The organism is Streptomyces sp. NBC_00019 (assembly GCF_045041015.1).
Taxonomy (GTDB): domain Bacteria; phylum Actinomycetota; class Actinomycetes; order Streptomycetales; family Streptomycetaceae; genus Streptomyces.
Window position 1 is genome coordinate 9,157,787 of record NZ_CP108302.1, and the last position, 20,773, is coordinate 9,178,559.

Consider the following 20,773-nt stretch of genomic DNA (forward strand, 5'->3'; position numbering starts at 1 on the left):
TCCTCTCGTAATCTGGGAAATCGATTCCGTGGATGCGGATCATCCATGCGATTTATGACCACCGAAGGGCGCGCGATGAACCTGGCCAGCCTCGACCTCAACCTCGTGGTCGCCCTGCGTGCCCTCCTGGAGGAACGCAACGTCACGCGCGCCGGGCGCCGGGTCGGTCTGAGTCAGCCCGCGATGAGCGCGTCCCTGTCCCGGCTGCGCCGCCACTTCGACGACGACCTGCTCTCCCGCGTCGGCGGCCACTACGAGCTGACCGCGCTCGGCCAGGTCCTCCTCGACCGCACCTCCACCGCCTGCGATCTGCTGGAACGCCTCTTCACCAGCCAGGCGGACTTCGATCCGGCGGTGGAGGAGCGGGAGTTCACGATCGTGTCCTCCGACTACGCGGTGGCCGTCTTCGGCGCCGAACTCGCCCGCACGGTCCACCAGGAGGCCCCCGGCATCCGGCTGCGCTTCGTCCAGACCCCGACCGGCATCGTCGAGCAGGCCGGCACCCTCCTGAGCACCACCGACGGACTGTTCATGCCGCACGGCATCATCAGCGGCTTCCCCGCCACCGAGCTCTACCGGGACCAGTGGGTCTTCCTGGTCGCCGACGACAATCCGGACGTGGGCGAGCGGCTCACCCGGGCCGATGTGGCGCGGCTGCCCTGGGTGACGTACCAGCGCACCTACGACGCCCCGGCGGTCCGCCAGCTCGGCATGCTCGGCATCGAACCCAAGGTCGAGGTGTCCGTCGACAGCTTCACGGTGCTGCCGTTCCTGGTCGCCGGGACCCGTCGCATCGCCCTGGTCCAGGCGCTCCTCGCCGAGCGGCTGCGCGGCGTGGCCCCCGTGCGGATCATGGAGGCGCCCTATGAGTCCGTGCCCCTCCAGGAAGCCCTGTGGTGGCATCCGGTGCACACCCACGACGCCGCGCACATGTGGCTGCGCGAGACGGCGGCACGGGTCGGGGCCTCGGTGACGGGACACGACGGCGAGGCGACGGAGGGGCAGGGCATCCAGCCGGTGGATGATCCCGATCCGGGAGATCGATCGGCTGAGGGGTAGGCGCGGCGGGCGAGCCGGTTCATAGTCGGGGCAGTTCCTGACGCCCGCCGCTCGGGCGCAGTTCCCTCCGGTGCGCAGTCGCCGCACCTCCTGCCCCCTTACGTGGAGCCCCGCCATGCCCGGATCCGTCCCCCTGCGCGCCCCTCTCCTGATGGCCGGCAGCTGTCTGCCCGTCCTCGGCGCGGTCCTGATAGCCCCCGTGCTGCCGAAGATGCAGGACCACTTCGACTCGGTACCCGGCGCCAAGACGCTCGTCCCCGTGGTCCTGACCGTCCCGGCGCTGGCGCTCGCCCTGCTGGCACCCTTCGCGGGCGTCATCGTCGACCGGCTGGGCCGCAGACGCCTGCTGGTCGTGGCGACCGTGCTGTACGCGCTCTTCGGCACCGCCCCGCTCTGGCTCGACTCGCTCGGCGCGATCGTCGCCTCCCGGGTCCTGGTCGGCATCACCGAGGCCGCGATCATGACCTGCTGCACCACACTGATCGGCGACTACTACACGGGCCGTGTCCGGGACCGCTATCTCGCCCTGCAGACCATGTGCGCCTCCGCCTCCGCCACCGCGTTCTTCGTGATCGGCGGCGCGGCCGGCTCGGCGGGCTGGCGCGCACCCTTCTGGATCTACGCGGTAGGCCTGCTGCTGGCCCCCCTCATGGCGACCGCCCTGCCCAGGCTCCGCCAGGACGACGCCTCCGAAGAACTCACCACCGAGTCACGCCCGTTCCCCGTCCGACGGCTGGCCGGCATCTGCGCACTGACCGTGTTCGGTGCCATGGTCTTCTACACCGTGCCCGTCGAAACGGCCTATCTGCTCGACGACCTGGGCATCACCTCCACCGGCGTCATCGGCCTGGCCACCGCCCTCGCCAGTGCCGCCACGGTGGCCGGATCGATCGCGTTCACCAGGCTGCCGGGTACCCCCGCGAGCCGGCTGCCCGTCGTGTTCGCGCTGTGCGGCACCGGGTTCGTGGTCATGGCGCTGGCGAGCGGCCCCGTGCTCCTGATCGCGGGCGCGGTGCTCAACTGCCTCGGTACGGGGGTCCTGTTGCCGTCCCTGCTCACCGTCGCGATGTCCAGGCTGGACTACGCCGACCGCGGGCGCGGCACCGGACTGTGGACGGCGGCCTTCTTCTTCGGCGAGTTCGTCTGCCCGCTGATCCTGATCGGGCTGGAGTCCGTGGTCGGGAGCCTGGCCACCGCCGTCGGCGTCCTGGGGCTCGCCTCGGGGCTGGTCGCCGGCGGACTGCTGCTCGCGGGACGGTCGGCGGTCGTGGAGCACGAGCACGCCGCCTAGACAGGACGAAGGCGGCGCTCCTCGACGGGGCGCCGCCCTGCGCTTTCGGCCCGCGTGGCCCTGCACCCTCAGCCCGTATGCAGGATCCGGAAGCGGCCGGGTTCCGCCGGATCGCGATCGACGACCTGGACCGGCGGCGAGGCCCACTGCCACACACTGATGCCCGGCATGCGGGAGAACCCGATCCGCCCGCGGGTGCCCTCGACCGCGACGCGCGGCCAGGATCCGGCGATGCCCGCCCGGTCCGTACCGTGAGTACGCAGCAGATCGGCGAGGACGGCGACCGTGTCGTAGCCCTCGAAGGCCACGAAGGAGGGCGCTTCGCCGAGCCGTTCGCGAAGGGCTGTCTCGACTTGCGCACCGAGTGGGGTGAGGCGCTCGGGCAGATAGCGCAGGAACGGGACCCCGGCGCCGTCCTCGCCCAGCAGTGCCGCCCATTCGGTCAACTCCGGCTGCCCGGCCGGCGCACCGATCAGGACCTCGGCGAGACGCCGGTCGGGGCGGACGGACTCGACGACCGGGACGGCCGGCTCCGGGTGTCCGACCAGAAGAAGGAGGGCTGTGGCGCGCTGCTCGACGAGCGCGTCGCACACGGCCGCGGGGGCGAGCGCGCTCATGTCGAGTTCGACGACGGTGCCGCCGCGCTCGGCGAGGTGGTCTCGCAGGATGCGGGTCCCGGATGCCCAGTAGACACTCGGCTGCGTCGCCACGGCGATACGGCTGTGGCCCGCGCCGAGGAGGAAGTCCGCGTAGATCCGCCAGCCACGGGACTGCGGCGGCGAGAGGCGCGCGACCCAGTCCGTCGGCTGTTCCGTGAGCGCGTCGAGCACCGCCGACGAGCAGAGGAACGGCACCCCGAGGGCGTCGGCGCGGCCGGCGGCGGCCCGCGCGACGACGCTGTGATACTCCCCGGCCAGGGCGGCCACACCCAGGCGAGCCAACTCGTCCACGGCCGCCGCGGCCTTCTCCGGATCGGCCGCGGTGTCCCGGACCACCAGCTCCAGGGGGCTACCGGCGATCCCGCCGGTCTCGTTGACTTCGCGAGCGGCCAGTTCGAGGCCCGCGAGGACGTGCCGGCCCGCCTCGACCCAGCCAGGGCGAGTGAGTGGAACGAGGACGCCGATCCGGACGGACGATCCGTCTCGCCGGGGTGGGTGCTCCGAGGTGATCATGCCGGACATTGCATCCACCACCCCCGCGGAGGGGCAAGCGGTTTTGGGGTCGTTCTCGGCCCTTGGGATGTGACGGCCACCCGGCTATAGTCAACAATGTTAGTAAGTGTCTATTTGGCTAAGCGAGGCGGTCGGCCATGACGGAGAACGGATCTCTGCGGTACGTCGCCCTGGGCGACAGCCAGACCGAAGGGTGCGGCGACGGCGACGACGTGCGAGGACTGCGCGGATGGGCCGACCGGCTCGCCGAGCACCTCGCCCGGGACACACCGGAGCTCCTCTACGCCAACCTCGCCGTGCGCGGCCGTCTCGCCGGGCAGGTGCGGGACGAACAGCTCGCGCCGGCCCTCGCGTTGGAGCCCGGCCTCGCCACGGTCGTCGCCGGGGTCAATGACCTGCTGCGGCCCCGTTTCGACGCCGACGAGGTGGCCGGGCACCTGGAGGCGATGTTCGCCGCACTCACCGCGCAGGGCGCCCGCGTGGCGACGGTGACCTTCCCGGACGTCGCGCGGATCACCCCGCTGGCTCGCCCGATCGGCCCCCGGATCATCGTCCTCAACGACCGCATCCGACAGGCCGCCGCCCGGCACGGAGTCGTGGTCGCCGAGACCTCCCACCATCCGGTCGTGACCGACCCGCGCCTGTGGAGCCCCGACCGGCTGCACGCCAGCCCGCTCGGCCACGCCCGGATCGCCGCCGCCGTGGCCGACGCCCTCGACCTGCCGGGCAGCGACGACGGTTGGACCCGCCCGCTGCCCGCCGACGCACGGGCGGCCTCCGGCCTGCGGGCGGTCGGCGGCGAGTTGCGCTGGGCCGGCTCCTTCCTCGGCCCCTGGCTCGTACGACGGGTCCGTGGCCGGTCGTCGGGCGACGGCCGTCGGGCCAAGCGGCCCGAGCTGCTCGCGATGCCCCGGCCCGCTTCCATGCACCCCATTGACTAATCAATTAGGTTGGGCCCATGGCTCTGCGCAACGCGGTGATGGCCGCCCTCCTGGAGGGCGAGGCCTCCGGATACGACCTCGCCAAGGGCTTCGAGGCCTCCGTCGCCAACTTCTGGATGGCCACCCCGCAGCAGCTCTACCGCGAGCTGGAGCGCATGGAGGCCGAGGGCCTCGTCTCCGCCCACGTGGTCCAGCAGGAGCGCCGCCCCAACAAGCGCCTGTTCTCCCTCACCGACGCCGGTCTGGAGATCCTGCGCGCGTACATCGCCGACGTGCCCGCGAAGCCGACCGCCATCCGCGACGAGCTCATGGTCAAGGTCCAGTGCGTCGACATCGGTGACGCCGGCGCCGTACGGACCGCGATCGCCGAGCGCGTGGAGCGGTCCACCGCCAAGCTGGCCCGGTACGAACGGATGCGGGAGCGCATGCTGGCCGGCCGCACCGAGGACGAGTACTTCGCCGAGGCCGACCGCATCGGGCCCTACCTCACCCTGCTCGGCGGCATGGCCTTCGAACGGTCGAACCTCAAGTGGGGCGAGACCGCCCTGAAGAGGCTCGATCAGCGCGCCTCACGCCAACCGGTACCGCCGGAGCCGCGCGGCCGATGAGCGGACGTCCCGCCGGGGCCGTCAGGCGGAGCCCCGGCGCCGCTGCCGACCCCGGGTGCCCGCCCGCAGCAGACCGGCGTACGGCCACAGGTCCGGCCGGTTCTCGGGCTCGACGCGGTCCTCGTAGTCGTCACCGCGCCGGGCCACGAGCGTCGGCTGGGTGACCACCGTGATCCCGCGCACCGACACCCTCGCCGACGCCGGCGCCTCAGCTGAGCGTGAACCCCTTCGCGCAGAAGTCCCAGATCTCGTCGGCGGTGATCGGGTGGGAGCCCGTCTGGCCGCTGGACTGCGCGTTGAACATGACGGTCTGCATGGTGAGGGCCGCCACCCTGCGGGGCTCGAAGCCCTCGCGCAGCAGACCGGCCTCCTCGAGGTCCGTCATCAGCTCGGTCAGCAGGGCGAGCAGCGGTGCGTTCGCGACCCGCAGCTCGTTGGGGTGCGAGACCAGCAGGCGCAGCGCGAAGTCGGTGAACAGCGGGCGCTTCGCGGCCGGGTCGGGGCAGGAGTTCTCGAACAGGGTCCGCACGGCGACCTTGAGCCGGTCCAGCGGGTCCGAGTGCTCGGCCGCGGCGGTACGCACCTGCTCCGCCGACTTGCTCATGGCGTCCTCGAACAGGGCGAGCAGCAGCTCGTGCTTGCCGTCGAAGTGCTGGTAGAAGCTGCGCAGCGACTGCTTGGAGCGGTCGACGACCTCCTGCACGGTGAAGTCGGTCGTCCTCTTGTCCGCCATGATCGCCTGGGCCGCGTCGAGAAACCGCTCCACCCGCTGCTCGGCCCGGCGCTTCGCCGCCTGAGTGGACCGCTCGACCGCCCGCTGCTTCCAGGCCGGCTCTTCGGTGGGAGTGCCCAAGGGCTGGTCCGCCTTCTCTGCCATGGGGAGAACTTTACTGCGGTGTAGCGACAACGGTCCTACCGACAGGTCGGGCACCTCCTCTCCCGACAGAGATACCCTCAATTCCCCTGAGTGACATTGTGATTCTCGCCGAGCCGTGGCTGACGGATGCCGCAGCCACCCCAGGCGGTGCAACCACGTCAGCCCTTGCGGGTGTTGATCTCCTCGGTGAGGGCGGGGACGACGTCGGAGAGGTCGCCGACGACGCCGTAGTCGACGAGGTCGAAGATCGGGGCCTCGGCGTCCTTGTTGATCGCCACGATCGTCTTGGAGGTCTGCATGCCGGCCCGGTGCTGGATCGCGCCGGAGATTCCGGAGGCGATGTACAGCTGCGGGGACACGCTCTTGCCGGTCTGGCCGACCTGGTTGGTGTGCGGGTACCAGCCGGCGTCGACGGCGGCGCGCGAGGCGCCGACGGCCGCGCCGAGGGAGTCGGCGAGGGACTCGATGAGCGCGAAGTTCTCCGCGCCGTTGACCCCGCGGCCGCCGGAGACCACGATCGCGGCCTCGGTCAGCTCCGGACGCCCGGTCGACTCACGCGGGGTGCGGGCGGTGACCTTGGTGCCGGTGGCCAGGGCGCCGAAGGAGACCGTGAGGGCCTCGACGGTGCCGGCGGCCGGGGCGGCCTCCACGGCGGCGGAGTTCGGCTTGACGGTGATGACCGGGGTGCCCTTGACGACCCGGGTCCTGGTGGAGAAGGAGGCGGCGAACACCGACTGGGTGGCCACCGGGCCTTCGTCACCGGCCTCCAGGTCGACGGCGTCGGTGATGATGCCGGACCCGATCCGCAGCGCGAGACGGGCGGCGATCTCCTTGCCCTCCGCGGAGGACGGCACCAGCACCGCGGCCGGGGAGACGGCCTCGTACGCGGCCTGCAGGGCGTCGACCTTCGGGACGACCAGGTAGTCGGCGTACTCGGCGGCCTCATGCGTGAGGACCTTGACGGCGCCGTGCTCGGCGAGCGCGGCGGCGGTGTCGGCGGCGCCGTTGCCCAGCGCGACGGCGACCGGCTCGCCGATGCGGCGGGCCAGGGTCAGCAGCTCCAGGGTGGGCTTGCGGACGGCGCCGTCCACGTGATCGACGTAGACGAGAACTTCAGCCATGGATCAAGGCACCCTCTCTCAGATGAACTTCTGGCTCGCGAGGAACTCGGCGAGCTGCTTGCCGCCCTCGCCCTCGTCCTTGACGACGGTTCCGGCAGTACGTGCCGGGCGCGCGGTGGCGGAGTCGACGGCCGTCCAGGCGCCGTCCAGACCCACGTCCTCGGCCTCGATGTCGAGGTCGGACAGATCCCAGGAGGCCACCGGCTTCTTCTTGGCGGCCATGATGCCCTTGAAGGACGGGTAACGCGCCTCGCCCGACTGGTCGGTGACCGACACGACGGCCGGCAGCGACGCCTCCAGCTGCTCGGACGCGGCATCGCCGTCACGACGGCCCTTCACCGTGCCGTCCTCGACGGAGACCTCGGACAGCAGGGTGACCTGCGGGACGCCCAGACGCTCGGCGACCAGCGCCGGCACGATGCCCGCGGTGCCGTCCGTGGACGCCATACCGGAGATCACCAGGTCGTAGCCGGCCTTCTCGATCGCCTTCGCCAGCACCAGCGAGGTACCGATCGCATCCGTGCCGTGCAGGTCGTCGTCCTCGACGTGGACCGCCTTGTCCGCACCCATGGACAGCGCCTTGCGCAGTGCGTCCTTGGCGTCCTCGGGACCCACCGTCAGGACGGTGACCTCGGCGTCATCGGCCTCATCGGCGATCTGCAGCGCCTGCTCGACCGCGTACTCGTCCAGCTCGGAGAGCAGACCGTCCACGTCGTCACGGTCGACGGTCAGGTCATCGGCGAAGTGCCGGTCGCCAGTGGCGTCGGGCACGTACTTCACGGTCACAACTATCTTGAGACTCACGGCAATTGCTCCTCTTTCGACATTCGACATTCGGCATACGGCGTCACCGGCCGCTGCGCCGCAGCCGTACGCGGTACGAGTAGTGCTCGGGCAGAAAGTGACTGATCGCCAGCTCGACGAGTTGTCCGGCGACCGACCGGTAGACGCGGTCGATGCGCAGCAGCGCGCGGCCCGGTTCGCAGCCGAGGTGCTCGGCGAGTTCGGGGGTGGCCTCCGCGACCGTGATGCTCTGCTCGGCCTCGGCGATCGGTTCGGGCAGCCGGCCGTCGAGGAAGCCGATGACGGTGGAGGCGCTGGGGGTGCCGGGCTCGGTGAGTTCGGGGACCGACTCCAGCAACTGGCCGACGGCGGGCGGCAGGGAGACCGCGGTGTGGCAGAACGCGGTGTCCTCGTGCAGCCGGACGAAGGCCAGTCTGTGCACCCGGTCGGTGTGCAGGCCCAGTCGCCCGGCCGCGTCGACGTCGACCCGTCGGTGCAGGGGCGTGACGACCCGCATTCGGGTGTCGATGGACAGGCCCATCAGGTCGTCCACCGAGCCGAACTGGCGCAGATACTGCTCGTCGCGGGGCGTGGCGAAGGTGCCGCGCCCCGGCACCCGGTGGACCAGCCCTTCCGTCACCAGGTCCTGGAAGGCCCGGCGGACGGTCTGCCGGCTGATCCCGTAGTGCTCGGCGAGCTGGGCCTCCGTCGGCAGCCGCACCCCCTCGGGGTAGTCGTGCCGCAGGATCGCGGTGCGCAGTTCGCGGGCGAGCTTCAGGTAGGTGCTCTCACGCTGTGGTTGCTCGAGCAGCGACGTCACCCCGTCATCAGACGACGCCGTCGGCGCGTAGCGCCTCGATGTCGTCGTGGCTGTGGCCGAGCCCGGTGAGGATCGCGTCGGTGTGCTCGCCCACCGCCGGTACGGGGTCCATGCGGGCGGGCAGCCCCGCCAGGTCGGCCGGGGGCAGCAGGGCCTGCACGGTGGCGCCCGGTACACCCACCTCGCGCCAGCGGCCACGGGCAGCCAGCACGGGGTTGTCGAGGAACGCGGCGATGTCGTTGACTCCTGCGCAGGCGATGCCGATGTCCTCCAGGTCCTTGAGGATCTCCTCGGCGTCGGAGCGCGCACAGCGCTCGGCGACGACGGCGTTGAGCTCCTCGCGGTGGGCGACACGGTCGGAGCCGGTGGCGAAGCGCGGGTCGGCGGTCAGCTCGGGATCACCGAGGAACTCCGCGCACAGCACGGCCCACTCGCGCTCGTTCTGGATGGAGAACAGGACGTCCTTGCCGTCGGCGGATCTGAAGGTGCCGTAGGGGGCGATGGTGGCGTGCTGGGTGCCCAGGCGTGGGGGCTGGCTGCCGCCGTACCGCGTGTAATTGGCCGGCTGGCCCATCCACTCGGCCAGTGCCTCGAAGAGGGACACCTCCACCGGGTGGGCCGTGCCCGTGGTGGCGCGTGTGTACAGGGCGGTCAGGACGCCGTTGTAGGCGTACATCCCGGCGGCGATGTCGGCGACCGAGATCCCGACCCGCGCGGTCTCCTGCGGGGTTCCGGTCAGGGAGACCAGGCCGGTCTGGCACTGCACCAGCAGGTCGTACGACTTGCGGTCGGCCCATGGTCCGTCGGTGCCGTATCCGGAGATCGTGCACGGGATGAGCCGCGGCCAACGCTCGGTGAGCGTGTCCGTGTCGAGGCCGAGGCGGTCGACTGCTCCGGGGGCGAGGTTCTGCACGAAGACGTCGGCGTCGTCGAGGAGCCGGTGCAGGATCTCCAGGCCGCGCGGATCCTTGAGGTCCAGGGTGAGGGATTCCTTGGAGCGGTTCAGCCAGACGAAATAGCTGGAGTGACCGTGGACGGTCGTGTCGTACCGCCGCGCGAAGTCACCGCCGCCCGGGCGCTCCACCTTGATGACCCGGGCGCCGAGGTCGGCCAGCTGCCGGGTGGCATAGGGGGCGGCGACCGCCTGCTCCAGGCTGACGACCGTGATCCCGGACAGAGGAAGCTTCGGGACGCTCATATGGCCTATTTGTACGGCCAAATCGAGGACACTGTCAAAGTGATCCAAGTCATGTGCACGCGGTCGTCTGTAAGCCGGGGAGGAAGGACCCCCGGCCCTCCCTCCTCACCCCGCGTGATCAGGACTGGCGGCTCGGATGGCACAGCACCATCACCGCGCGGGCGACGAGTTCGCCGGCGCCGCCGAGCTCCTGCCGGTAGCGGTCCGTCAACTCCCGTACGGTCTCCGTGAACTCGGGATCGACGGCGCGGGCGCGCGCGGGGGGAGGCAGTTCCTGCGCCATGGCGCGGCGACGGGCAAGGAGGGTGATGATCTCCTCGTCGAGACGCTCTATCCGGTCCGGTGACGGGTCCGCCGTCAGGTCGGCGGTGCTGTTCGTCGGCACAATGAATCTCCGTTCTCCCGCGGGTGACGCGACGGGCCTCATCGCAGTTGGTCCTTCAACACCTTGCCCGCCTACGAGGCCCAGGCGCGTGACTGGGTACGGGAGTTCCCCGAAAGGGGACATGGCCGTCGCCCCGCCGCCCTGGCCCTCATGGACCAGCTGCGCTGAGCAGTGAAACCCGGTGGTCGGTGCCTCGCCGCCACCGGTAGGGTCGCCGCGTTCCGATCGATCACGCACATCGACCACACACATCGATCACGTACGGAGCGCGACCCCCATGACCAGCCCCCGACCGACGACGACCCTCTGGCGCCCCACCGGCCCCGTCGAACTGGATCTGGTCCGCGAGCTGAACTGGCGTGCCTGGCCGCCCCGGCTGCCCGAGCAGCCGATCTTCTACCCCGTCCTGAACGAGGACTACGCCGTGAAGATCGCCCGGGACTGGAACGTCAAGCACGACGGTGCCGGCTTCGTGACCCGCTTCGAGGTCGACTCGGACTTCCTGCGCCGCTACCCCGTCCAGCAGGCGGGCGGCGAGACGATCCTGGAGCTGTGGGTGCCGGCCGAGGAGCTCGACGAGTTCAACGCGCACATCGTCGGCGAGATCGAGGTCGTCCACGAGTTCCGGTGACGGTGACGGTGACCGCGTCTATGAGCGGGCCAAGTGGCGCATCGTCAGGGCCAGTTGCAGCCTGAAGCGGTCCTGCGGGGTGCGCACGGGCCAGCCCAGCAGATGCTCGGCGTGCACCAGCCGGTCCTGGAGAGTCGAGTGGTGCACGTTGATCTCCGCGGCGGCCGCCCGCAGACTCGCCGTCGACGCGACGGCGTGCAGCGTGGCCAGGAGCCACGGCGTCGCCGCGGCCGCGGACTCCAACGCGATGACATCGGGCGGGGGTTCGGCCCCCGGTACGACGAGATCGGCGAGGAGAGCCGTGCCGCCCAGTTCGTCGGCGTACACCACACGCTGACCGGGATCCTGTGCGGTGCCCTCCGCGGTGAACCGCAGCGCGGTGCGCGCGGCGGCCCAGGACCGCGGCAGGTCGAGCACGGGCACGGCGGGGCCCAGACCCAGGCGCCCGGCGGGAAGTCCCGCACCGCGCTGCTCGGGGACGATCCGGGGCAGGCCGTCGGCGGCGGCCACGGCGCGCGCGGGCACCGCCGGGTCGAGGCCCAGGCGCCGCGCCGCGTGCAGCCGGGCCGGTTCCGGGGCCGTGGCGTCGAGCAGTGTCTCCACCAGAGCCGGATCGTCGACCGGGACCCGGCCGCGAGTGCGGTCCAGGACGAGCCGCACGGCACCGGCGGCCCGTTCCAGGATCACGGCGTCCACCACGCTGGGCTCGGCCGCCCGCTCCAGCCACAGCGCGGGCACCCCGCCGGGCGCCAGCGCCGCCGACGGCCAGGCCGGATCCGGTGGCAGATCCGAGTCGCGGCGCGTGCCGTCGGCCTCCACGCGCACGTGCACCCGCCGGTCCGCGTCGACGAGCCGCGCGGGCACCCCGGCCAGTACGGCCGCCCCACGCACCAGGGCCTCCAGACCGGCCCGTGACTCGGCCAGCCGGTCGAAGTAGGCGATCACCTGGACGGCGGCACCGGCGTCCGGGTCCAGCGCGGTCAGGCGCCCGGCCAGCTCTTTCATAGGTCCATGGTGCGGTATGCGGGGCCCGGCCGGGGAGCCCCGCGGCTCACACCGGGCACCACCCGACGGGAGCCGTGCCGCACGGTCACGCGTCGAGGAGCCTGCGCAGCCAGTCCAGATGCGCCGCCCGTGTCCGCTGGGACAGCGCCGCCTGCGGGGCGAAACCGTCGAAGCCGTGGAAGCCGCCCGGCCACACATGCAGCTCGGCGATCCCCCCGGCCTGCCAGATCCGGGAGGCGTAGGCGACGACCTCGTCCCGGAACGTCTCCGCGGAACCCACGTCCAGGAACGCCGGGGGCAGCCCGGTCAGGTCCTCGGCGCGGGCCGGCGCCGCGTACGCGGGCACGTCCGGGCCACCGCGCCGGTCACCGAGCAGCGCCGTCCAGCCGGTCTCGTTGGCCGTCCGGTCCCAGACGCCCAGGCCCGCCATCTGGTGACAGGACGGGGTGTCATTGCGGTCGTCGAGCATCGGGCACATCAGCACCTGGCCGATCGGACGCGGCCCCTGGCGGTCCCGGGTGAGCAGGGCGAGGGCCGCGCACAGTCCGCCGCCCGCGCTGGCGCCCGCGAGGACGATCCGCTCCGGGTCGGCACCCAGCTCCCCGGCGTGCTCCGCCGTCCACACCAGACCGGCGTACACGTCCTCGATCTGCGCGGGGTACGGGTCCTCCGGGGCCAGCCGGTACTCCACCGACACCACGACGGCGTCCAGCTCCTTCGCCCAGGCCAGCGCCACGTCCACGCCCACCCGGTTGGTGCCGAGGACCATGCCGCCGCCGTGCACGTGATAGACGACGGGGCGCGGACCCGCGGCCGAGGGCACGGTGGGGCGGCAGATCAGCAGCGAGATCTCGGGGGCGTCCTCGGGACCCGGCACCACGCGGTCCTCGACCTTGAAGAAGCCGTCGAGCGTCAGGTCCAGCTCGGCCAGCATCTGGATGCCGGGGCCCTGACGTATCTGCTCGATGTCCTCCCGGGTCATCCCCGGGGAGATGAACTCCTTGATCAGTTCCAGGGCTCCGGCAAGCTCCGGGTCGAACGGCGGCGGCACCAGGGTCATGTCTTCTCCTCACGCGGGAACGCGGCGGCTCATGCCGACATGATTCGCGCCCTGCAGGCCGTCCGGGGCGCCGCCGGACGGCGGAACCTGCCCGCCGTCCGGCGGGTGGCACCGGTGTGACCTGGGACCTTGCCATGTCATGACCTTCTGTTCACCTGTCAGGGGTGGAAGGGATCACAACCTGAGACAACCCTGTGAAGGCCCCACACGTACCAGGAGTAACAAGTGAACGTGTCCCTCTCCGTCTGGCTGTTGACGGTAGCCGCCCTGTGCGTGCTCGTCGCCGTCGACTTCTTCATCGGCCGCAAGCCCCACGACGTGTCGATCAAGGAAGCCGGCATCTGGACGGTCGTCTGGGTCGTACTGGCCTGTCTCTTCGGCATCGGTCTGCTGATCTTCAGCGGCGGAAAGCCGGCCGGTGAGTTCTTCGCCGGGTTCATCACCGAGAAGTCGCTGAGCGTCGACAACCTCTTCGTCTTCGTCCTGATCATGGCGAAGTTCTCGGTGCCCTCGCAGTACCAGCAGCGGGTCCTCATGGTCGGCGTACTGCTGGCCCTGGTGCTGCGCGCCGGGTTCATCGCGGCCGGCGCGGCGATCATCTCCACGTTCTCCTGGGTCTTCTATCTCTTCGGCGCCTTCCTGATCTGGACCGCCTGGAAGCTCGTCCAGGACGCCCGCAAGGACGAGCACGAGGAGGAGTACCAGGAGAACAAGCTCCTCAAGATGGTCGAGCGGCGCTTCGGCGTGGCCGACCGCTACCACGGCACCAAGCTGTGGATCGAGGAGAACGGCAAGCGGGTCATGACCCCGATGCTGGTCGTGATGCTCGCGATCGGCTCCACCGACGTGCTGTTCGCGCTCGACTCCATCCCCGCCATCTACGGCCTCACCGAGGACCCGTACATCGTCTTCACGGCCAACGCGTTCGCGCTGATGGGGCTGCGCCAGCTGTACTTCCTCATCGGCGGCCTGCTGAAGAGGCTCGTCCACCTCAGCTACGGCCTGTCGATCATCCTCGGCTTCATCGGCGTCAAGCTGGTGCTGCACGCCCTGCACGAGTCCGGCGTCCATGTGCCCGAGATCAGCATCCCCTTCTCGCTCGGCTTCATCGTGCTGGTCCTCGCCGTCACGACGTTCACGAGCCTGAGTGCCTCCAGGAAGCAGGAGGAGCGGGTCTCCTAGCCGAGCCTCTTGACTTCGAGAGCGCTCGAAGATCTAGCGTCACCAGGGTCGGTTACGACCCTGGTGAACGGAGACGGCCATGCGCGTGGGCGTGCACATCAACCGGTTCGACCATCCCGGGGGAGGGCCCGCGCTCGGCGCCGAACTCGCCGCGGCGGGCGACGCCGCCGAGGCCGCGGGCCTGAGCTGGCTGTCGGTGATGGACCACTACTTCCAGATGGAGTTCAACGACCGGGCCGAGGACCCCATGCTGGAGGCCTACACGACCCTCGGCTATCTCGCGGCCCGCACCTCGACGGTCCAGCTCAGCGCCCTGGTGACCGGGGTGTCGTACCGGCACCCCGGACTGCTCGCCAAGATCGCCACCACGCTGGACGTCCTGTCCGGCGGCCGGGCCACCCTCGGGATCGGCGCCGCCTGGTACGACCGGGAGCACGCGGGCCTCGGTGTGCCGTTCCCGCCGGTCGCCGAGCGCTTCGAGCGGCTGGAGGAGACCCTGCGGATCTGCCTGCAGATGTGGGACCCGGACGCGAACGGCCCCTTCGAGGGCAAGCACTACCGGCTCGCCGAGACACTGTCCGTACCGGCCCCGGTCAGCGACCCGCGCCCCGAGATCATGATCGGCGGAGGCGGCGAGAAGAAGACGCTCCGGCTGGTCGCCCGGTACGGCGACGCCTGCAACCTCTTCACCACCACACCCGAGGAGGTCGCGCACAAGCTCGACGTCCTGCGCGGCCACTGCGACACCGAGGGCCGCGACTACGACGCGATCCGCAAGACCGTCGCCTACTCCGGGGACCCGCTCACCACCGGTGACCTCGACGCCTTCACCCAGGACATCACGGGCTACACCAAGCTCGGCATCGACACCGTGATCCTCTCCCCGCGCACGGGGGAGCCGGCGGCGTTCATCGAGCGGTTCGCGGCCCCCGCCGTTCAGCGGCTGGCGGGACTCGACTGAGGGACGGCGGGCCCGCTGCGGGAGACGATCCGCATCCCGCGGTCGTCGACCACACGCACCTGCAGCGAGCCGCAGCCGCAGCGGGTCCACACCGTGCGGCCCGCCGCGGTGGCGTGCCGGGACACCACCTGGAAGGGCTCGGCGCCGTCCGGCCATCCGCAGTGCGGGCAGACGGTGCCGGCCATGGTCGTGCCGGTCGGGCTGGTCATGGGGACTCCTCGTACGTCATGGATGATTGACCGTCGCGACACAACCAGGGTGCAGCGCATGCTTCGTACACGTCCAGGTTGACTTTCCGGACCTCACCTTGAAGCGTGGACTTCATGATTGATCTGCGTCGGCTCCACGTCCTGCGCGCGGTCGCGCACTACGGCACGGTCACCGCGGCCGCCCACGCCCTGCACTTCACCCCGTCCGCCGCCTCCCAGCAGATCCGCCAGCTCGCCCGCGACCTCGGCGTCGACCTCCTCGAACCCCAGGGCCGGGGAATCCGTCTCACCCCGGCGGCCGAGAGCCTGCTGGCGCACGCCGACGCCATCCAGGCCCGCTGGGAACAGGCGGAACTCGATCTGCGCGCCGAACAAGGCGCGCCCGGCGGGCCGTTGCGGGTGAGCGGCTACCCGGTGGCGATCTCGGTGCTGCTGGCGCCGATGGCGGTGCGGCTGCAGGAGCGGTATCCGCGGCTGAGTGTGCGGATCCAGGAGGCGGATGTGCCGGAGAGCTTCGATCTGCTCTTCGAGGGCGAGACCGACCTCGCGATCGTGGAGGCCACCCCGCACAACCCGCCGCTGAACGACGTCCGCTTCGACCAACAGCCGCTGCTGGACGACCCGTTCGACCTCGTGGTGCCCGCCGATCATCCGCTGGCCGGGCGCGAGCGCGTCGAGCTCTCGAAGGCGGCGCACGAGGAGTGGATCGCCCCGATGCCGGACAGCCCCTGCCGCCCGCACATCATCTCCGCCTGCGCGGAGGCCGGGTTCAGCCCCGCGGTGGTGCACCACGCCGTGGACTGGAACGTCACGGCCCATCTCGTCGCCCATCGGCTCGGCGTCGCGCTGATCCCGCGCCTCGCCCAACTCGCCCCGCACCTGCCCGTCACGCGGGTGCCCTGCACCGGCAACCCGCACCGCAAGCTGCTCACCTGCACGCGGCGCGCCGGGCGTGAACGCCCCGCGGTCGAGGCCGCGTTGACGCAGCTGCGGGAGCTGGCGTCCACCGCTGTGGCCTGAGCGTTGTCAGTGCCGTTTGGCACCATGGGGATCATGAGTCGCAACATCAGCTACAACACCGCCGACCAGAACGACATCATCGGCTTCCTCGGCGCCGGCGAACTGACGAAGAATCAGCAGCGCATCCTCGGCAACGTCCGCAAGTACGCCGAGGCGCACCAGGCGGACCTCGAACGGCAGGGCATCGACTGGGGCCTCACCGTCCCCGAGGCGCTGGACCACCTCATAGCGGGCCGCGCCGACTCGGACGCCGAGTGCGCGGGCAACGCCTACTACACCGCCTTGCAGAAGATCATCGACAGGAACGGCAGCGACCCGTACCAGCTGGGCACCTTCTCCAAGCCCTCGACCTTCTTCGGGCTGATGGACGACGAGCTGCGCCGCCTCGGCGTCCCCGCCGACCTGCTGCCGGGCGACTTCCTGTTCGCCGGACCGCCCGACGGCATCCCGTTCCACATCCCGTATCCCATGGACGGCACCCCGGACATCGGCCGTCTGCCGCTGGCCAGGGCGAAGCCGGCCGCGGACGCCTACCGCGCCGTCCTGGACCGTATCGACAGCGCCTTCTCGTACGAGCTCGGGCAGCTCGCCGGACAGCTGGAGTTCGAGCACGACGAGTGGCGGTCCGCGCAGTCGATCGACTGGTACAGCCAGGACACGATCTTCTTCTCGATCACGGGCTGAACCGTCATGCGGGCGTGAGGGGTTGTGCGGGCGTGAGGTCGTAAGGGCATGAGAAAGGGGCCGGAGCTCCATGAGCTCAGGCCCCTCGCCGCGAGGAGATGATCAGGCGGCAGCGGTTTCGCCGGCGTGGCCGTGCACACGGGCGATGACCTCGGTCAGCTGCGCGGCGACCTCGGCGTCGTCGGCCGGGTGGGTCTCGGCGAAACGGACCACGGAACCGGGGATGGAGAGCTTGACGTCCTCCAGCACCGTGGCGCCGGCGATGCCCAGCGCCTTGCGGGTCTCGTCCTGCGCCCACACGCCACCGAACTGGCCGAACGCGGTGCCGACCACGGCGGCCGGCTTGCCGCCGAAGGCGCCGGCGCCGTACGGGCGGGACAGCCAGTCGATGGCGTTCTTCAGGACGGCCGGGATGGTGCCGTTGTACTCGGGGGAGAAGAGCAGGAAGCCGTCGGCGGCCTGGGCGGCCTCACGCAGCTTGGCGGCCGGGGCCGGGACGCTGCCCTCGACGTCGATGTCCTCGTTGTAGAACGGGATCTCGGCCAGGCCCTCGAAGAGTTCGACACTGGCACCCTCGGGAGCGAACTTGACGGCCGCCTCGGCCAGTTGGCGGTTGTGCGAACCGGCGCGAAGGCTGCCGACGAGCGCAAGGATGCGAACAGACATGCGAACTCCAAGATGCTGAAACAGTGCCGTCACAATACGGACCGGGGTCCGTTTAACTTCTATCACCCTAACCGGACCGCGGTCCAGTTTCATTCCCGATGCTTTACGCTGTCGTCATGTCCGCCTCTCTGCCGCCGTTTCCCAGGCCTCAGGAACCTGCGGGTGAGGCCGAGCTGCTGCAGCTCGGCACACCCGAGGAGGAGCCCTGTCTGCGTGCCGACGCCGCGCGCAACCGGGCCCGGCTGCTGGAGGCGGCCGCCCGGCTGATCGCCGAGCACGGCGCCGCCGGGGTCACGATGGAGGCGGTGGCCGCCGCGGCCCAGGTCGGCAAGGGAACCGTCTTCCGCCGCTTCGGCGACCGCACCGGCCTGCTGATGGCACTGCTGGACCACTCGGCGAAGAAGCTGCAGGAGGACTTCCTCGGCGGCCCGCCGCCCCTGGGCCCCGGGGCGCCGCCCCTGGATCGGCTGCGGGCGTTCGGCGTGGCGGTCCTGTACCGCACGGCCGAGCAGCTGGACCTCCACCTCGCCGCCGAGCCGGAGCCCACCCGCCGGTTCTTCCACCCGTCGCACCGTGCGCTCACCATGCACGTCACGGTCCTGCTGCGCCAGATCGTGCCGGACGCCGACTGCGAACTCCTGGCGCGGACGCTGCTCGGGTATCTCGACCCCGCCCTGATCCACCACCTGACCAGGGAGTGCGGGATGCCGATGGAGCGCATCGAGGCCGGCTGGGCCGATCTGGTGGCCCGCGTGACGGGCACCGGGGCGACCCGCTGAGAGGCGACTCGTACAGGTTCTGCAAAGATGCGTCACGTCATGGTGCAGATACCGAAAACGCCCGCCCCCGCGTCGCCCGCACCGCGCTCGGTTCCCACGAGCGCCGATGTGGCCCGTCTGGCCGGCGTCTCGCGCGCGACCGTCTCCTACGTCCTCAACAACACCAGCGCCGTCCGGATCAGTGAGCCCACCCGCCGCCGTGTCCACGAGGCCGCCAAGGAACTCGGATACGTGCCGCACGCGGCCGCCCGCAGCCTGCGCGCCGGACACAGCCGCCTGGTCCTGATGCCCGCCCCCACCATCCCCGTCGGCCAGCTGTACGGCCAGTTCATCAACGAACTCCAGTGGGCCCTCAGCCGCCTCGACTACACCGTCGTGCAGCACGGCAGCGTCGGACTGCACGGCGACGAGGCCGCCCGCGCCTGGGCCGAACTCCGCCCGGTCGCCGTCCTGGTGCCCGGCGCCGGGCTCGGCCCGAAGGGCGTCGCGGTCCTCAAGCGCTCCGGCGCCCGCGCCGTCGTCACCCTCGGCCCCGAGTCCGTCGAGGGCGCCCACGCCCTGCTCATGGACCACGAGGCGGTCGGCCACTGCGCCGGCACCCACCTGTACGAGCGCGGCCGGCGCCGCATCGGCGTCGTCGTCCCCGAGGAGGCGGGCCTGGAGGCCTTCTCGCTGCCCCGCCTCGAAGGCGTGCGCAACGCCCTGCGCGGCACCGACGCCACCGTGACCCATCTGCCCCTCGCCCACACCGAGGAGGCCGGCGCCCGGCTCGCCGCCCGCTGGCGCGACCTCGACCTGGACGCGGTGTTCGCGTACAACGACGAGTACGCGATGCTGCTGATGCGCGCCCTGCAGGACCAGGGGATCGACGTGCCCGGCGAGACGGCGCTGATCGGCGCCGACGACCTGATGATCGGCCGGCTCCTGCGGCCCCGACTGAGCACGGTCCATCTCGAACTGCCCTCCGGCCGCGACCTCGCCGAACTGGTCGACCGGGCGGTGCGCAACCCCGGCGCCGTGCCCGAGACGCACAAGGTGCTGGGAGCGACGGTGGTGCACCGCGGGTCCAGCTGAGAGGCTGAGCCTGAGGCTGTCACTCACGGAAGGCGTGCCATGCGCACGACGGTCGGCATCATCGGCGGTGGCCCCGCCGGACTGCTCCTCGCCCGCCTGCTGCACCGCGCGGGCATCGGCTGCGTCGTCCTGGAGGCCAGGACGCGCGAGTACGTCGAACAGCGCCAGCGTGCCGGAATGCTGGAGCAGGGCACGGTCGACGCCCTGCGCGAGTGCGGCGCGGCCGAGCGACTGGAGGCGCAGGGCCTGGTCCACCAGGGCATCGAGCTGCGCTTCGACCGGGAACGCCACCACATCGACTTCCCGGTCCTCACCGGCGGCCGCACCGTCACGATCTACGCCCAGACCGAGATCGTGAAGGACCTCGTGGCCCTCCAACTGGCCGACGGGCCACCGCTGTTGTTCGAGGCGGAGGCGCTCGCGATCGAGAAGCCGGAGACCGCGGCACCGGTCGTGCGGTTCGTGCACGAGGGCCGCGAACAGACCCTGAGCTGCGACTGGGTCGTCGGCTGCGACGGCTTCCACGGCATCGCCCGCGACACCGTGCCCGCCGAGGTGAGCCGTGCTTACGAGCACGACTACCCGTACTCATGGCTCGGGATCCTCGCCGATGTCGCCCCGTCCTGCGACGAGTTGATCTACGCCCGCGGCGAGCGCGGCTTCGCCCTGCACAGCATGCGCTCACCGCATGTGTCGCGCCTGTACTTACAGGTCCCCAACGGCACCGACCCGGACGACTGGTCCGACGACCGTATCTGGGACGAACTCGCCGCCCGCTTCGCCATCGACGCCGACTGGACCCTGCGCCGCGGCCCGATCACCGCCAAGTCCGTGACCCCGATGCGCAGTTACGTCCACGAACCGATGCGCCACGGACGGCTCCTGCTGGCCGGCGACGCCGCCCACATCGTCCCGCCGACCGGCGCCAAGGGCCTCAACCTCGCGGTGTCCGACGTACGCCTGCTCGGCCGCGCCTTCGCGGAGCTGCGCCGCACCGGCTCCGAGCAACTCCTGGACACCTACTCGCAGTCGTGCCTCGCCCGCGTCTGGCAGGCGACCCGATTCTCGTACGACATGACGACGATGCTGCACACCCGGCCCGACGCGGACCCCTTCGAGCACCGAATGCAACTGGCGCGGCTGCGCCGCATCACCGCATCCCGGCACGCCGCCTCCGAACTGGCCGCCAACTACACGGGACTTCCCCTTCAGCGGTGAGCCCCGACCGGGATGCGGTGTCTCAACAG

Annotated in this window: 24 protein-coding genes; 12 read left to right on the forward strand and 12 right to left on the reverse strand. The window is 71.1% G+C overall.

Going from position 1 to position 20,773, the window contains the following annotated elements:
- Positions 1-75: 75 nt before the first annotated feature.
- The gene (locus OHU89_RS42410) at positions 76-1,059 is read left to right on the forward strand and encodes a LysR family transcriptional regulator (protein ID WP_405654889.1); all 984 of its coding nucleotides are present in this window, start codon (positions 76-78) and stop codon (positions 1,057-1,059) included.
- 115 nt (positions 1,060-1,174) lie between these two features.
- A complete protein-coding gene (locus OHU89_RS42415) occupies positions 1,175-2,350 on the forward strand; it encodes an MFS transporter (RefSeq protein WP_405650514.1) in 1,176 nt (391 codons plus the stop codon).
- A gap of 68 nt (positions 2,351-2,418) precedes the next feature.
- Here OHU89_RS42415 and OHU89_RS42420 read toward each other — a convergent pair whose 3' ends face one another.
- Entirely contained in the window at positions 2,419-3,531 is a 1,113-nt protein-coding gene (locus OHU89_RS42420; protein ID WP_405650516.1) for an ABC transporter substrate-binding protein, read from the reverse strand.
- A 128-nt stretch (positions 3,532-3,659) separates the two neighbouring features.
- On the opposite strand from OHU89_RS42420, the gene OHU89_RS42425 reads away from it, so the two are divergent.
- A complete protein-coding gene (locus OHU89_RS42425; RefSeq protein ID WP_405650518.1) occupies positions 3,660-4,463 on the forward strand; it encodes an SGNH/GDSL hydrolase family protein in 804 nt (267 codons plus the stop codon).
- Between the two features lie 17 nt (positions 4,464-4,480).
- Positions 4,481-5,071: a PadR family transcriptional regulator gene (locus OHU89_RS42430; protein ID WP_405650520.1), complete on the forward strand. Its 591-nt coding sequence runs from the start codon at positions 4,481-4,483 to the stop codon at positions 5,069-5,071.
- 21 nt (positions 5,072-5,092) lie between these two features.
- Here the strand turns inward: OHU89_RS42430 and OHU89_RS42435 are convergent, their stop codons facing one another.
- From OHU89_RS42435 to OHU89_RS42465, 7 genes are all read right to left on the reverse strand, one after another.
- The gene (locus OHU89_RS42435) at positions 5,093-5,254 is read right to left on the reverse strand and encodes a hypothetical protein (RefSeq protein ID WP_405650522.1); all 162 of its coding nucleotides are present in this window, start codon (positions 5,252-5,254) and stop codon (positions 5,093-5,095) included.
- Between the two features lie 25 nt (positions 5,255-5,279).
- Positions 5,280-5,948: a TetR/AcrR family transcriptional regulator gene (locus OHU89_RS42440; RefSeq protein ID WP_405650525.1), complete on the reverse strand. Its 669-nt coding sequence runs from the start codon at positions 5,946-5,948 to the stop codon at positions 5,280-5,282.
- 158 nt (positions 5,949-6,106) lie between these two features.
- The gene (locus OHU89_RS42445; RefSeq protein ID WP_405650528.1) at positions 6,107-7,069 is read right to left on the reverse strand and encodes an electron transfer flavoprotein subunit alpha/FixB family protein; all 963 of its coding nucleotides are present in this window, start codon (positions 7,067-7,069) and stop codon (positions 6,107-6,109) included.
- Between the two features lie 18 nt (positions 7,070-7,087).
- Positions 7,088-7,873 carry an electron transfer flavoprotein subunit beta/FixA family protein gene (locus OHU89_RS42450; RefSeq protein ID WP_405650530.1) on the reverse strand — a complete coding sequence of 262 codons (786 nt, stop codon included), beginning with the start codon at positions 7,871-7,873 and terminating at the stop codon, positions 7,088-7,090.
- A 43-nt stretch (positions 7,874-7,916) separates the two neighbouring features.
- Complete coding sequence (locus tag OHU89_RS42455) at positions 7,917-8,672, reverse strand: GntR family transcriptional regulator (RefSeq protein WP_405650532.1); 756 nt, start codon at positions 8,670-8,672, stop codon at positions 7,917-7,919.
- Between the two features lie 7 nt (positions 8,673-8,679).
- Entirely contained in the window at positions 8,680-9,870 is a 1,191-nt protein-coding gene (locus OHU89_RS42460) for a CaiB/BaiF CoA transferase family protein (RefSeq protein ID WP_405650534.1), read from the reverse strand.
- Positions 9,871-9,988: 118 nt separating this feature from the next.
- Entirely contained in the window at positions 9,989-10,255 is a 267-nt protein-coding gene (locus OHU89_RS42465; RefSeq protein ID WP_405650537.1) for a hypothetical protein, read from the reverse strand.
- Between the two features lie 277 nt (positions 10,256-10,532).
- Here OHU89_RS42465 and OHU89_RS42470 point away from each other — a divergent pair, with 277 nt between their 5' ends.
- Positions 10,533-10,886, forward strand: a complete 354-nt coding sequence (locus tag OHU89_RS42470) for a hypothetical protein (RefSeq protein WP_405650539.1) — start codon at positions 10,533-10,535, stop codon at positions 10,884-10,886.
- Between the two features lie 18 nt (positions 10,887-10,904).
- Here the strand turns inward: OHU89_RS42470 and OHU89_RS42475 are convergent, their stop codons facing one another.
- Positions 10,905-11,891 (reverse strand): helix-turn-helix domain-containing protein, encoded by a 987-nt coding sequence (locus tag OHU89_RS42475; RefSeq protein WP_405650541.1) that lies wholly within the window; start codon positions 11,889-11,891, stop codon positions 10,905-10,907.
- Positions 11,892-11,976: 85 nt separating this feature from the next.
- Entirely contained in the window at positions 11,977-12,951 is a 975-nt protein-coding gene (locus OHU89_RS42480) for an alpha/beta hydrolase (RefSeq protein ID WP_266884928.1), read from the reverse strand.
- Between the two features lie 225 nt (positions 12,952-13,176).
- Here OHU89_RS42480 and OHU89_RS42485 point away from each other — a divergent pair, with 225 nt between their 5' ends.
- Positions 13,177-14,133 carry a TerC family protein gene (locus OHU89_RS42485; RefSeq protein WP_405650545.1) on the forward strand — a complete coding sequence of 319 codons (957 nt, stop codon included), beginning with the start codon at positions 13,177-13,179 and terminating at the stop codon, positions 14,131-14,133.
- 79 nt (positions 14,134-14,212) lie between these two features.
- Positions 14,213-15,094: an LLM class F420-dependent oxidoreductase gene (locus OHU89_RS42490; protein WP_266884924.1), complete on the forward strand. Its 882-nt coding sequence runs from the start codon at positions 14,213-14,215 to the stop codon at positions 15,092-15,094.
- Here the strand turns inward: OHU89_RS42490 and OHU89_RS42495 are convergent.
- On the reverse strand, positions 15,070-15,303 hold the full coding sequence (locus OHU89_RS42495; RefSeq protein ID WP_046256809.1) for a hypothetical protein: 234 nt from the start codon (positions 15,301-15,303) through the stop codon (positions 15,070-15,072). The two genes, OHU89_RS42490 and OHU89_RS42495, sit on opposite strands and share 25 nt — an antisense overlap.
- Before the next feature lie 114 nt (positions 15,304-15,417).
- On the opposite strand from OHU89_RS42495, the gene OHU89_RS42500 reads away from it, so the two are divergent.
- Both OHU89_RS42500 and OHU89_RS42505 read left to right on the forward strand, forming a co-directional pair.
- Positions 15,418-16,323 carry a LysR family transcriptional regulator gene (locus OHU89_RS42500; RefSeq protein WP_405650549.1) on the forward strand — a complete coding sequence of 302 codons (906 nt, stop codon included), beginning with the start codon at positions 15,418-15,420 and terminating at the stop codon, positions 16,321-16,323.
- A gap of 33 nt (positions 16,324-16,356) precedes the next feature.
- Complete coding sequence (locus OHU89_RS42505; protein ID WP_405650552.1) at positions 16,357-17,007, forward strand: hypothetical protein; 651 nt, start codon at positions 16,357-16,359, stop codon at positions 17,005-17,007.
- Positions 17,008-17,109: 102 nt separating this feature from the next.
- Here the strand turns inward: OHU89_RS42505 and OHU89_RS42510 are convergent, their stop codons facing one another.
- Entirely contained in the window at positions 17,110-17,673 is a 564-nt protein-coding gene (locus OHU89_RS42510) for an NAD(P)H-dependent oxidoreductase (RefSeq protein WP_266819701.1), read from the reverse strand.
- A gap of 98 nt (positions 17,674-17,771) precedes the next feature.
- Here OHU89_RS42510 and OHU89_RS42515 point away from each other — a divergent pair, with 98 nt between their 5' ends.
- From OHU89_RS42515 to OHU89_RS42525, 3 genes are read left to right on the forward strand one after another with little or no spacing between them, the layout of a single operon-like run.
- On the forward strand, positions 17,772-18,452 hold the full coding sequence (locus tag OHU89_RS42515) for a TetR/AcrR family transcriptional regulator (protein WP_405650555.1): 681 nt from the start codon (positions 17,772-17,774) through the stop codon (positions 18,450-18,452).
- Positions 18,453-18,479: 27 nt separating this feature from the next.
- Complete coding sequence (locus OHU89_RS42520; protein ID WP_405650558.1) at positions 18,480-19,526, forward strand: LacI family DNA-binding transcriptional regulator; 1,047 nt, start codon at positions 18,480-18,482, stop codon at positions 19,524-19,526.
- A gap of 39 nt (positions 19,527-19,565) precedes the next feature.
- Positions 19,566-20,744, forward strand: coding sequence for a 4-hydroxybenzoate 3-monooxygenase (locus OHU89_RS42525; RefSeq protein ID WP_405650561.1), 1,179 nt, complete (start codon positions 19,566-19,568; stop codon positions 20,742-20,744).
- Positions 20,745-20,773: the final 29 nt, after the last annotated feature.

What these genes read in the sequence shown, in the direction of transcription:
- OHU89_RS42410 (WP_405654889.1), top strand. Translation starts at nt 76, where the DNA reads ATGAACCTGGCCAGCCTCGACCTCAACCTCGTGGTCGCCCTGCGTGCC.
- OHU89_RS42415 (WP_405650514.1), top strand. Translation starts at nt 1,175, where the DNA reads ATGCCCGGATCCGTCCCCCTGCGCGCCCCTCTCCTGATGGCCGGCAGC.
- OHU89_RS42420 (WP_405650516.1), bottom strand. Translation starts at nt 3,531, where the DNA reads ATGTCCGGCATGATCACCTCGGAGCACCCACCCCGGCGAGACGGATCG.
- OHU89_RS42425 (WP_405650518.1), top strand. Translation starts at nt 3,660, where the DNA reads ATGACGGAGAACGGATCTCTGCGGTACGTCGCCCTGGGCGACAGCCAG.
- OHU89_RS42430 (WP_405650520.1), top strand. Translation starts at nt 4,481, where the DNA reads ATGGCTCTGCGCAACGCGGTGATGGCCGCCCTCCTGGAGGGCGAGGCC.
- OHU89_RS42440 (WP_405650525.1), bottom strand. Translation starts at nt 5,948, where the DNA reads ATGGCAGAGAAGGCGGACCAGCCCTTGGGCACTCCCACCGAAGAGCCG.
- OHU89_RS42445 (WP_405650528.1), bottom strand. Translation starts at nt 7,069, where the DNA reads ATGGCTGAAGTTCTCGTCTACGTCGATCACGTGGACGGCGCCGTCCGC.
- OHU89_RS42460 (WP_405650534.1), bottom strand. Translation starts at nt 9,870, where the DNA reads ATGAGCGTCCCGAAGCTTCCTCTGTCCGGGATCACGGTCGTCAGCCTG.
- OHU89_RS42470 (WP_405650539.1), top strand. Translation starts at nt 10,533, where the DNA reads ATGACCAGCCCCCGACCGACGACGACCCTCTGGCGCCCCACCGGCCCC.
- OHU89_RS42475 (WP_405650541.1), bottom strand. Translation starts at nt 11,891, where the DNA reads ATGAAAGAGCTGGCCGGGCGCCTGACCGCGCTGGACCCGGACGCCGGT.
- OHU89_RS42480 (WP_266884928.1), bottom strand. Translation starts at nt 12,951, where the DNA reads ATGACCCTGGTGCCGCCGCCGTTCGACCCGGAGCTTGCCGGAGCCCTG.
- OHU89_RS42490 (WP_266884924.1), top strand. Translation starts at nt 14,213, where the DNA reads ATGCGCGTGGGCGTGCACATCAACCGGTTCGACCATCCCGGGGGAGGG.
- OHU89_RS42495 (WP_046256809.1), bottom strand. Translation starts at nt 15,303, where the DNA reads ATGACCAGCCCGACCGGCACGACCATGGCCGGCACCGTCTGCCCGCAC.
- OHU89_RS42500 (WP_405650549.1), top strand. Translation starts at nt 15,418, where the DNA reads ATGATTGATCTGCGTCGGCTCCACGTCCTGCGCGCGGTCGCGCACTAC.
- OHU89_RS42505 (WP_405650552.1), top strand. Translation starts at nt 16,357, where the DNA reads ATGAGTCGCAACATCAGCTACAACACCGCCGACCAGAACGACATCATC.
- OHU89_RS42510 (WP_266819701.1), bottom strand. Translation starts at nt 17,673, where the DNA reads ATGTCTGTTCGCATCCTTGCGCTCGTCGGCAGCCTTCGCGCCGGTTCG.
- OHU89_RS42515 (WP_405650555.1), top strand. Translation starts at nt 17,772, where the DNA reads ATGCTTTACGCTGTCGTCATGTCCGCCTCTCTGCCGCCGTTTCCCAGG.
- OHU89_RS42520 (WP_405650558.1), top strand. Translation starts at nt 18,480, where the DNA reads ATGCGTCACGTCATGGTGCAGATACCGAAAACGCCCGCCCCCGCGTCG.
- OHU89_RS42525 (WP_405650561.1), top strand. Translation starts at nt 19,566, where the DNA reads ATGCGCACGACGGTCGGCATCATCGGCGGTGGCCCCGCCGGACTGCTC.